5 protein-coding genes are annotated in these 12,554 nt (G+C 35.2%); 3 read left to right on the top strand and 2 right to left on the bottom strand.

Features of this window, described 5'->3' with window-relative positions:
• The first annotated feature begins 147 nt into the window (after positions 1–147).
• The 3 genes from dnaE (at position 148) to BUR17_RS16020 (ending at position 11,370) form a co-directional block, all read left to right on the top strand.
• On the top strand, positions 148–4,815 hold the full coding sequence (dnaE, locus tag BUR17_RS16010; RefSeq protein WP_074231608.1) for a DNA polymerase III subunit alpha: 4,668 nt from the start codon (positions 148–150) through the stop codon (positions 4,813–4,815).
• Between the two features lie 310 nt (positions 4,816–5,125).
• Positions 5,126–8,845 (top strand): Ig-like domain-containing protein, encoded by a 3,720-nt coding sequence (locus BUR17_RS16015; protein WP_084550694.1) that lies wholly within the window; start codon positions 5,126–5,128, stop codon positions 8,843–8,845.
• Between the two features lie 284 nt (positions 8,846–9,129).
• A complete protein-coding gene (locus BUR17_RS16020; protein WP_084550697.1) occupies positions 9,130–11,370 on the top strand; it encodes a GEVED domain-containing protein in 2,241 nt (746 codons plus the stop codon).
• A gap of 130 nt (positions 11,371–11,500) precedes the next feature.
• On the opposite strand, the gene BUR17_RS20770 is transcribed toward BUR17_RS16020, so the two are convergent.
• Both BUR17_RS20770 and BUR17_RS16030 read right to left on the bottom strand, forming a co-directional pair.
• Positions 11,501–11,662: a hypothetical protein gene (locus BUR17_RS20770; protein ID WP_159437610.1), complete on the bottom strand. Its 162-nt coding sequence runs from the start codon at positions 11,660–11,662 to the stop codon at positions 11,501–11,503.
• A 44-nt stretch (positions 11,663–11,706) separates the two neighbouring features.
• Entirely contained in the window at positions 11,707–12,534 is an 828-nt protein-coding gene (locus BUR17_RS16030) for an ion transporter (RefSeq protein WP_074231612.1), read from the bottom strand.
• Positions 12,535–12,554: the final 20 nt, after the last annotated feature.

Here is a 12,554-nt window from a genome sequence, read left to right on the forward strand (position 1 = left end):
TTTAGTTCTTTTATTAAAATTGTTGTTTTTGATATACTTCTTATGATGTTAAAAAAGAGAGTTGTTTTTATAAAGTTATCGAAAAAAATTATAAAAATTGAAGTAACTTTACATTCTCTTTATTTTAATAAAAGCTAGAAAAAATACATGTATTTAGTTTTTGACACAGAAACCACAGGTTTACCAAAAAATTTCAATGCTCCACTATCAGATTCAGACAACTGGCCAAGAATGGTGCAGATTGCTTGGCAATTACATGATGATGAGGGTAATTTACTTGAAAATCAAGATTATATAATAAAACCGGAAGGGTATGATATTCCCTTTAATGCTGCTAGAATTCACGGTATTACTACTAAAATTGCCAATGAAGAAGGTCGTGATCTGCAAGAGATTTTAGAAGAGTTTTCTAAAGTTTTGGAGCGCGTAAGAGTAGTTTCCGGACATAATGTTGAGTTTGATTACAATATTGTCGGCGCCGAATTTTTCAGAAAAAATATTCAGGATAATCTTCGGGAAAAACCCAAAGCCGATACTATGATTCTGGGTACAAATTATTGTCAGCTAGGTGGTGGAAGAGGTGGAAAGTATAAATCTCCAAAACTAGAAGAATTATACGAAAAATTATACGGCCATAAATTTGATGAAGCACACAACGCAGCGGCCGATGTGAATGCTACAGCTCAGGTATTCTTCGAAATGATGCGTATCGGGATTATTCCTGCTGAGGTTTTGAAAACTTCGGAAGACCAATTGGCTTATTTCAAAACTTTGCATCCAAATCCAATAAAACCTTTTGGAATAATTATCAGAAGGCAGGTTGCGGATTTCAATAATAAGAAAAAGCAGTCTGATGTAGGAAGCATCGATGATATTGATTTAGGAAGATATTTCAACTTCGATAATAAAAGTGTTTTTTCAACATTAACGGCGACTTCAGGGATTAATGATTTAATAAAGAAAGCTTCAGAAGAAAATTTTCCAGCAGTCGGAATGGTTGATTTGGGGAATATGATGGGAGCTTTCAAATTTGTTTCAGCAGTTGAATCTACCAATTCTGACCGTTCAAAAAAGCATAAAGAATTTTTAGCAAAAAAACAGGAAGCTGAAGAAAACGGAACGGAATTCAATGAAGAAGAGCCTGTTTCTGAGCCTTTGATTTCTGTTGTTGGTTGTGAATTTTATATTTCAGACCGTTATGAGCAGAAACAATTTACTAAAGACGATCCCGACAGAAGAACGCAGGTGGTTTTGTTGGCGAAAGATTTTAATGGATATAAGAATTTAGCAAAACTTTCGAGTATTGGTTTTCTTAAAGGATTTTATTTTGGAGTTCCAAGAATTAGCAGAGAATTAATTGCTGAATATAAAGAAGGCTTAATTGCTTTGACTTCAGGAATTCATGGAGATATTCCTGATGCGATTCTAAATACGGGTGAGCAAAAAGGGGAGGAGCTTTTCAAATGGTGGAAAGATACATTTGAAGATGATTTTTATGTTCAGATTCAAAATCATAAACTGCCTGAAGAAGAGCATTTGAATGATGTTTTATTGCATTTTGCTGATAAATATAATGTTAAAATATTGGCACAGAATCAAACTTATTATACCAATAAAGATGATTCTAATATTCAGGATATTGTAAGCTGCATTAAGGATGGCGAAAAGTTAACAACTCCTGTTGGAAAAGGCTTTGGAAAAAGAAGAGGTTTGGCGACCGGAGAATATTATATTAAAAATTCTCATGAAATAAAAGAAGCTTTTCTCAATTATCCCGATGCATTTGATGCGTATGAAGAATTTACGGCAAAATTCAGTCCTTATACTTTAAAAAGAGACGTACTGCTTCCAAAATTTGATATTCCGGATGAATTCATTCATGCTGAGGATGATGTTGATGGAGGAAAACGCGGGGAAATGGCTTATTTAACGCATCTGACTTATGAAGGTGCAAAAATTAGATATAAAGATACAGGAATTACTCCTGAAATTAAAGAACGTCTTGATTTTGAGCTTGAAGTTGTTGCTAATACAGGGTATCCCGGTTACTTTTTGATTGTACAGGATTTTTGTAATGAAGCTAGAAAAATGGGTGTTTGGGTTGGTCCTGGTCGTGGTTCTGCAGCTGGTTCAGCCGTTGCTTACTGTACAGGAATTACCAATGTTGACCCCATAAAATATGATTTGCTATTCGAGAGATTTTTGAATCCAGAAAGGATTTCAATGCCCGATATTGATATCGACTTTGATGATGAAGGTCGTGATAAAATTATAAAATGGGTTGTAGAAAAATATGGTAAAAATCAGGTAGCACAGATTATTACTTACTCGGTTTTGGGTGGGAAATCAGCGATTAAAGATGCGGGAAGGGTTTTAGATTTACCAATTCCTGATACTAATAATATTGCAAAACTAATTCCGCCAAGTCCGGGGATGAACATTGCAAAAGCTTTATCGAAATACGATAAATTAAAGCCTGAAGAACAAATGCTTGTCGATGAGATGAAGTATGTTCTTAATACTCCCGGTGATGCGCGTCATGATGTTTTGGCAAGCGCAAAAAAGATGGAGGGTTGTATTCGAAACACGGGAATTCACGCTTGTGGAGTTATCATTACACCAGAAGATGTAAGTAATCTGGTTCCGGTTACAATTGCTGCGAAAGATGCCGATATTTTAGTTTCTCAGTTTGATAACTCTGTAGCAGAAAGTGCCGGACTTCTGAAGATGGACTTTTTGGGTCTCCGAACTTTAACGATTATTAAAGATGCTTTAAAAATAGTTAAAGCAAGACACGGAGTTGATATTGATCCGGATTTGATTCCTTTAGATGATGCTAAAACATATCAGTTATTTAAGGAAGGAAGAACGGTTGGGATTTTCCAGTATGAAAGTCCAGGGATGCAAAAATATATGCGTGAGCTGAAACCGACAGTTTTTGCGGATTTGATTGCTATGAATGCTCTTTACAGACCGGGTCCGATTAAATATATTCCGAGTTTTATTAACAGAAAACACGGAATAGAAGAAGTGGTCTATGACTTGGATGAAACTGAAGAATATTTAAAAGAAACCTACGGAATTACTGTTTATCAGGAGCAGGTAATGCTTTTATCTCAAAAATTAGCCAATTTTACAAAAGGTGAAGCCGATACTTTGAGAAAGGCGATGGGTAAAAAGCAGATCGAGGTTCTGAACAAGATGTATCCAAAATTCATTGAAGGAGGAAGAAAAAACAATTTGAATGAAGAAAGATTAGAAAAAATTTGGAATGACTGGAAAGCTTTTGCAGAATATGCTTTCAACAAATCTCACTCTACTTGTTATGCTTTAATTGCTTATCAGACTGCGTATTTGAAAGCGAATTTTCCTGCAGAGTATATGGCGAGTGTAATGAGTAATAACATTAATAATACCGAATCGATTACCATGTTTATGGAAGATTGTAAAAGTATGGGTGTTGATGTTTTGGGACCTGATGTAAATGAATCACAATATAAATTTTCGGTAAACGAAAAAGGTCAGATTCGTTTTGGTTTGGGTGCGATCAAAGGAATCGGGGAGGGTCCAAGTGAAGGGATTACCAGAGAAAGAGCCAACGGAAGGTTTAAAAATGTTTATGATTTCTTCGAAAGAATTTTACCTTCTCAGATGAATAAAAGAGTGGCGGAAAGTTTGGTTGTTGCAGGCGCGTTCGATGAATTGGGTTCTTTCCATAGAGGTCAGTATTTTGATATTGATATGTCGGGAAAAACTAATTTGGAACGTTTAATAAGATACGGGCAAAGTTTTCAGGAAAGTAAAAATGAGATGGAACATTCACTTTTTGCTGATTTTGCTGATGAAGTTCAGATTGAACAACCCAAATTAGCGCCTTGTCCGGAGTGGCCAAATATGCATAAGTTGAATAAAGAAAAAGAAACGATTGGTTTTTATCTTTCGGCGCATCCGCTGGATGAGTTTAAATTTCAGTATCAGTTTATGCAGGGAAGTCTTTCTAAAAAATCTGTTTTGGAAAAAGAGGAAGAAGCGAAAGTGGTAACTGAAGAAGTTCCAATTCTTGAAAAAGATTCTGTGGATGAGGTTGCAGATTTAATTGAAATTGTATCTGATGAATTATCAACAGGCGAAGAAGAGATTATAGAAGAAGTAATCAAAAAAGCTGAACCAAAAGGAGTTTTTGGATTTTTAAATCTCGATGAAGTTGATGCTTATAAAGAACAGGCTTTTGCAAATAAGCAGGAAGAACTGTTTGAAGAAAAGAAGAAAGACTGGAAAACACTACAGAAAGAAAGAGAAAATGGTGGTGGCGGAAAAGAATATACAGTTGCCGGTTTAATTACAGAATATGTTGTAAAAGATGGTTTTAGAAGTGGTGAAAAAGTGGCTTTTGTAACATTGGAAGATTATTCTGGATCATATTCTTTCAGGTTAGGAGACCGTGATTATATGAAATTGAAGGAGAAACTGGAAGTGCAACGTTTTGTGATTTTAAAAATAAAATTTGCCCAGGTAAAAGATGGAAGAGTATTCGTTAATGTAAATGAAGTGATTGAATTACAGGAAGCTTTTGAAAAATTTGCAAAAAGTATTTCGTTGGTAATGGATGTGATGGATTTCAGACCGGAAGATCTCAGTTTCTTTAGAAATGTTTTGAATGAAAACCAAGGGAATCAAAAGTTTAAATTTTACATTAAAAATATTGAGGATGATTCTCATATTGAAGTTCAGTCAATGAAACATTCGGTAAACCTTAATGGAGATTTAATTAAAAATATACAACTTCTTAATAAATATGAATTTTATCTGAACTAATATTTATTAAGAAATTAATAAAAAGTCGCAATCAAAATCAGATTGCGACTTTTTTATGTTTTATAGTTAACGAAATTTTAAAATAATTATTGTTAAATAGATCGAATACTCTATTAGTTTAATAGGTTAATAATTAATTGTTTACAAATAGTTTTAGCTCTGAATATTAATTTATAATTAAATGTTTGTTTAAAAATATTTCATTGATTTTAATGTATTGTTAGTGTATTTTTAAAATATTAACATTTTTTTTTGAATTGTAATGTTAATATTTATTAATTTAGCTCCCTAATTTTTAATTTAACTGAGTATGAAAAAATTTTTACTAACGTGCATGTTGGCTCTAACCGCTGGAGCTTATGCACAGGTAGGACCTCCTTCAGCTGTAAACCCAAATGCCAATAATGGTTATGGTTTTGCACAATCTTCAGGAACCTACACACCACTTTCGGCAGGCCGAACTATTTGGCAATCTGGATCGGCTCTTTCAACCGATGGTATTTCCAGTTTGGTGACAATACCATCTTTTAAGTATAACGGGAAGACGTATAATTCTGTTTTTATTAGTAATAATGGGTTTATCACTTTTGGTACAACGCCTAGCTTAGCAACCACCACTACAGGTCTATCAGCTGATACGTCTGCTCCAAATACTATAGAAGGTGCAATTGCTGGTTTTTCGGCCAATTTAGTGAATGCGAATACAACAACTTCTGAAATTGCTTATGAGACGGTAGGTTCTAAATTTGTAGTACAATTTACTGATCTAAAATTAAGCGGAGGTTCTGCTGCTCAACTACTTAATTTTCAAATTCAATTGAATTCATCAAATAATTCAATTGCTATTGTTTATGGAACTTGTGCTTCGGGAAGCGCAAATGCAACAGGGCAGATTGGATTAAAAGGTGCAGAGGCTTCTGATGTTAACAATAGAGTAGGAACTGATTGGACCTCAACAGCCGTTGGTACAGCAGCTACATCAATTGTAACATTAGGGACTACCGGTGGAACAACAATACCAGCATCTGGACTAACGTTTACCTATAGCCCAGGAACGTGGATTGCTGCTCCAACTACATATGCAACAATTCCTTTTACTGAAAATTTTTCTACTTGGGCAAATGGAAATTCAACACTAGATTTACCTAACGCATCATATTGGAGAACTTGGCCATCTAGAGGTGATAACTCTTGGAGGCAAAGTGATATTTCTTTAAGTGGATTTACTTCAGCTTCGGGTTGGAACTCAGTCGGTGGAACCGCAACAGTAGCTTCTCCGGCTACAGAGCCTACGGCACGATTTCATTCTTATAACTGTTTATATGTTTCTGGATATATGGATTTATACGTAAATCTTTCTGGAAGTTCTGGTGATAGGCTTTTAACATTTAATTATATTAACCCTACAGGCTCGGATGTTTTACAAATTCAATTATCTACAGATGGTGGAAGTACTTTTACTAATATTGGTTCTCCTTTAGGAGTTCAGGCTGCATGGGCTACAAAAGATTTTGTTTTACCTTCAACAAGTAGTACAGCAATTTTAAGATTTTTAGCAACCGGAGATAATGGTAGTGATGATATCTATGTAGATAATGTAAATATAACAATTAATACTACTCCTCCTGCTTGTACAACTATCACGGCTCCTCTTAATAATGCTACTGGAGTTGTTATTACTCCCACAATAACTTGGGCTTCATCTGTGGGTACATCTTCGTATAAAATAAATTTAGGAACAATTCCTGGAGGTACTGATATTCTTAATGGTTTTAATGTAGGGAATGTGCTTACTTATACTATACCTACCGCAACTCCACTATTGTATGGTAAATTGTACTATGTAACAATTTTACCTACAAATGCAAACGGTACAGCTACAGGATGTACGGAATTTTCTTTTACAACCAAAAACTTAAATTGTCCTTCTGTGACTGCTCCTGCATCAGCTGCGACGGGGGTCTCAACTACTCCTACATTTACATGGAGTACTGTAACAGATGCTACTGGATATAAACTTACCATAGGTACTACTGCCGGTGGTAATAATGTACTGAATGCTTTTGATCTTGGAAATGTTACAACGTATACATTGCCAACACCATTAGCAATCGGGACAAAATATTTTTATACAATAAATGCTTATAATTCTTACAACTCTTCCTTAAGCTGTACTGAAAGAAACTTTACTACTGCTGGTTGTGCAACTGTGAGTGCACCTGCTGCTGCTGCGACGGGGGTTTCCGTTACACCTACATTTACTTGGGCTACTGCTGCGGGAGTTACTGGTTATAAATTAACTATTGGAACAACTGTAGGTGGTAATAATATTTTAAATGCATTTGATGTAGGCAATGTGACTACTTATACATTGCCAACGTCTTTGGCATTAGGAACAAAGTATTATTATACATTGAATAGTTATGATGCTTCAAACACTACTGCAGGATGTACTGAGAGAAACTTTACTACTATTACTGCATGCCCTACTGTGAGTGCACCAGCTTCTGCTGCTACGGGAGTTTCTGTTACACCTACCTTCACTTGGGCTACAAATGCAAATGCAACAGGATATAAGATTACAATTGGAACAACTTCGGGTGGAAATGATGTATTAAATGCCTTTGATGTAGGTAATGTTCTTACCTATACTTTACCGACTCCTCTGAACAATGGTGTAAAATATTTTTATACTATCAGTGGATATAATGCGACAAGTACATCTTTAGGATGTTCTGAAAGAAATTTTACAACTGTAGTTACTTGTTTTACACCTACTGCTTTGGCAATAACTGGTTCAGGTATTACAACATCTGGAGCTACGGCAACTTGGACTGCTCCTTCTACAGTTCCATCTAACGGTTATGAGGTATATTATAGTGCTTCGAGTACAGCTCCTACATTTACAACTCCTTTAAATGCTACAAACTCTGTAACGTCTTCAACAACTTCTGCGTCAATAAGTGGATTATCTCCTTCTACATCATATTATGTATGGGTAAGATCAGTTTGTAGTGGTCCAGACAGAAGTTCGTGGACATCTTTGGTATCATTTGTTACATTGTGTCAACCACCAGCTTTACTTTCTACTACAGGAGCAACAGTTTGTCCTAATACTTCAGCTACCCTTTCCGCAACAGCAGATGCGGGAGCAATAATTAATTGGTATAATGGAATGAGTGGTGGTGCTTCTGTGGGAACAGGTACTAGTTTTACTACACCAGTTTTATCGACAACTACAACTTATTATGCAGATGCATCATATGTAAATAATTCAGCAGGGCAAGCAAGAGCAACATATGCGACAGTAAGTGCTACTGATGCTTATGATTATGGATTAGTGTTTGATGCTACTAGAGCATTTAGGCTTAACTCTGTTAAAGTTTTCTTAGAGAGAAATGCTACGACTAACTTAGTTGTTAATTTAACTAATAGTACAGGAACTGTACTTCAAACTATAACTATTCCTGCAGCAAACTTACCTACTGGTGGAACAACAACTACTCCTGTGAGCTATACAATTGTTTTAGGATGGGATATTAATGTTGGTACTGGCTATAGATTGATGGCAAATTCTGGTCCTTATATGATAAGAGAGAGTTCTTTGGGAGGGTTTCCTTATTCTCTTGGAACTGCTGGAAATATTACTTCAGGGTATATTTCAGGTATTAGCACTTCATATTATTACTTCTATAGTTGGGATGTAACCACTACATGTACTTCTTCGCCAAGACAATCAATTGTAGCAACGGTTGATGCTACTGGGTGTCCTAGTTTAGCTACCGGTGAAGTTATTGCAAATAAAAATAATGTTAAAGCTTATCCAAATCCATTTACAGATGTTCTGAATATTTCAGACGTATCAAATGTGAAATCTATCTCAGTAATAGATATCTCTGGTAAATTGGTTAAAACTTTTGATAAACCAGAATCTACACTTCATTTAGGAGGATTAAATTCAGGAATGTATTTAGTTGTTCTGAATATGAAAGATGGTTCTAAGCAAACGATTAAAGCAATTAAAAAATAAAAATTTTAATTATTAATATTTAGATAGCGGCTTCAATGGCCGCTATTTTTTTTGAATAATAAATTAACTAAACTAAAAATAATATATCATTATTTAATTTATTAGTATTTCTAAATTATGGATGTTTATGTATTAAGGTAATTGTACTTTTTTTTGTTAATTCAATAAATTAATTTGAAATAAATGCTATTTTTTTTATTTATTTTAAAACAAAAAGCGGTGAAAATTATTGATTTTACATTGGTATGTTGTAATTTTATGAGTAATTAATAAATTATGTTATTATGAAAAAAGTTTTATTTACATGTATGATGGTATTTGGTATATTGTCATCAGCACAAATTTCTTACACTTACGGATGGGAACCTACTGGGGATGGGTCTTGGACTTCTAGTGGTTCTTCTGGATGGTTTGATAGATCAGAAACGACACCATGTAGTGGAACAGCAAGTATGAGGGCAAATAATTATTACAATGCCTCTTCTTACTTGGTGTCTCCTGCGTTAACAGGAACAAATGGCGGGGATTTAAATGTTAGTTTTGCTTATAAAGTTACCGAATATTCTAGTAATGGTACAGGTGCTTCGCTAGCTGATTTAGGAGTCATAAAATTAGATTGGGCAACTTCGACAACAGGGCCGTGGACAACGGCTTATACGATAGATAATACAAACCATGTCGTATCTGCATCTTGTGCTACTAAAACAGCTACTATTACTGGTCTACCGGCTTCTGGAAATTTGTTTATTAGGTTTGAAGCAAAATCAGGGCTCGATACATCAGATAACTATGTCTATTTTGATGATATTAATATAACTCAAGGTGCTGCACCATCTTGCCCAAGTCCGGGTTCTGTAGTTTTATCTTCATTTACGGCAAACTCAGCTTCTGTTTCGTGGACAGCTCCGGCTACAGCTCCCGCAAGTGGCTATCAGGTTTATTATAGCACTACAAATACTGCACCTACAGCTTCCACAGTTTTGAATGCTACCAACTCTGTGTCTTCAGCTACAGCCTCTGCTAATATTCCTGGTTTATCTGCTAATACAGCATATTATGTCTGGGTAAGATCATCTTGTTCTACTACGGATAAAAGTATTTGGATAGGGCCTGTAAATGTGTATACGGGTTATTGTTTGCCATCTACTACAAATCAGGATTCTTGGATTTCAGATTTTACTTCTACGGGAGCTACTACCAATATGGCATATTCTTCTACAGCTGGAGGAGCAGGAGGTTATCAGAATTTAACGGCTACCAATAAGATATCAAACTATGCAGGAAGTGTAACTCCTATTTCATTAACCGCAGGTGGTCCAACTGTTGGTTTTGCGGTTTGGGTTGATTGGAATAATAACTTAACTTTTGAATCATCAGAAAGTGTATATGCTACGACTTCTTATGTTACAAGTACCTCTGGTGCAACCATTACAGTTCCCGCTGGAACTGCACTCGGGAATTATAGAATGAGAGTGGTTGTAAATTATAACAATAGCGTGCCGTCTGATCCTTGTGAAGCATTTGCAAGAGGTGAATATATCGACTTTACATTTGAAGTGACAGCAGTTCCGTCATGTTTAGTTCCTGCTGCAGTAGCATCTTCTGCCGTAACAAGTAACTCTGCTACGATTTCTTGGACAGCTCCTACACCAGCTCCAGCAAATGGATATGAGTATTATTATTCTACAACTAACTCAACTCCTAATTCAGGAACTGTGATTACAGGTACTTCACAACCTTTAACACTTCTTGCTCCGCTTACTACTTATTATTATTGGGTAAGATCGGTATGTTCTTCAAGTTCAGTGAGCACTTGGGCTACAGGTTCGTTTACTACACTCGCTACGCCTCCGGCTAATGATGCTTGTTCTTCAGCAATTGCCTTAACTCCAGGATTGAACTTTGCTCAGAATCCTTTAATGGGTACAACTGCTGGTTCTACAAACATACCTGCTTTAACGGCTAGTTGTTTATTCACACCAACTAACGTGGGTGGAAACGTGTGGTATACCGTTGTGGTGCCTGCATCAGGAAGTTTGACTATTGAAACGGCTGCTGTTACCGGTTCTCCATTAACTGATACTGTACTTTCTGTGTTTACTGGTTGTTCTTCTACAACATCAATTGCTTGTGATGACGATAGTGGTACCGATTCTTTCTCGAAAATTATGTTAACAGGACAAACTCCAGGAGCTACATTGTATGTAAGTGTATGGAAATACTCAACAGCTACAGATGGAGCTTTCCAGATTTCTGCTTATGATGCAAGTTTATCAACATCAGAAAGTGTTAAGGCTAAAAATGATATCAAAGTTTATCCAAATCCATTCGCTGATGTATTGAATATTTCAGATGTTAGTAATGTGAAATCTATTTCTGTAATGGATATTGCAGGTAGATTAGTGAAATCTTTTGATAAACCGGAATCTACACTTCATTTAAGAGGGTTAAATTCAGGAATGTATTTAGTTGTTCTGAATATGAAAGATGGTTCTAAGCAAACGATTAAAGCAATTAAAAAATAATTTATATTAAATTTATTTATAAGAATAGGCCTGTCAATTGTCAGGTCTATTTTTTGTGTAAAATAATCTTAAAGATTAATCAGAAAAAAGCTTCCCTTTTTTGGAAAGCTTTTTATTATTCTGTAAAATTTTATTTATCAGGTGTTACTGGTTTAATGTCTCCCGTATTCATAAGGTCAAAAACTGTCGGGAAAAACAAAACGAGAATAAAATAAATAATAATCATCAATACAACTAAAGCAAATAGAATAAGTACTAAACTATTGGGCTTATTTTTTTTTTGTGGTTCCATGATTTTGTCGATTTTGGTTAATAGGTCAATTTGTATAAAATCTATTATGCCAATTTCTTGCCACACTGTTTACAATACCGTGCATCATCGTCAATATCTTCATTTCCGCATCGGTCGCAGACTAATTCCAAGTTTTGTCTTTTATTCCTCATTTCTGCCGTTACAATTCCTGTAGGAACCGCAATAATAGAATAACCGGCAAGCATCAAAATAACCGCAAAAAATTTCCCCATCGGAGTAATTGGCGAAACATCACCATAGCCCACCGTTGTTACCGTTACTACAGCCCAATAAATAGATTGCGGGATCGTTTCAAAACCAGGTCTTCCACCTTCCACCATAAACATCAGAGAACCAACGATCACGGAAAAAATAATTAAGAATAAAAGGAAAATATATATTTTTCTTGAACTGTTCCTTAAAGCTCGTACAATAACAGATCCATCATTCATAAAATCTAACAGGTTGAAAACCCTGAAAACACGCAGCATTCTGAGCATTCTGAAGATCAGAAAATATTTGGTGACAGGAAAAAAGAAACTCAGAAAAAACGGAACTAAAGAAAGAAAATCAATTATACCAAAAAAGCTGAAAATGTAATGTTTCTTATTTTTTAAAACAGCAATTCTTGCCCAATATTCTGCTGTAAAAAATACAGAGATCACCCATTCAGAAATGATGAAATAAACGTGGTATTTTTTATCAAGTTTAGGTACGCTTTCCATCATAATAATGAAAGTGCTCACCAAAATAAGCGATAAAAGCGTAATATCAAACAGTTTTCCGAGTTTTGTATCTGCTCGGTAAATGATCCTAAACAAAAATCTTTTCCAAAGTTTATCTCCAGGAACAAGATTGTGCTCTCTTTCCATGATGTGTTTTTTATTTTAAC

It is taken from the genome of Chryseobacterium scophthalmum, assembly GCF_900143185.1.
GTDB classification, from domain to species: domain Bacteria; phylum Bacteroidota; class Bacteroidia; order Flavobacteriales; family Weeksellaceae; genus Chryseobacterium; species Chryseobacterium scophthalmum.

Excerpts from the sequence above, each read along its gene's own strand:
- BUR17_RS16020 (WP_084550697.1), top strand. The coding sequence starts at position 9,130 with ATGAAAAAAGTTTTATTTACATGTATGATGGTATTTGGTATATTGTCA.
- BUR17_RS16030 (WP_074231612.1), bottom strand. The coding sequence starts at position 12,534 with ATGGAAAGAGAGCACAATCTTGTTCCTGGAGATAAACTTTGGAAAAGA.
- BUR17_RS20770 (WP_159437610.1), bottom strand. The coding sequence starts at position 11,662 with ATGGAACCACAAAAAAAAAATAAGCCCAATAGTTTAGTACTTATTCTA.
- dnaE (WP_074231608.1), top strand. The coding sequence starts at position 148 with ATGTATTTAGTTTTTGACACAGAAACCACAGGTTTACCAAAAAATTTC.
- BUR17_RS16015 (WP_084550694.1), top strand. The coding sequence starts at position 5,126 with ATGAAAAAATTTTTACTAACGTGCATGTTGGCTCTAACCGCTGGAGCT.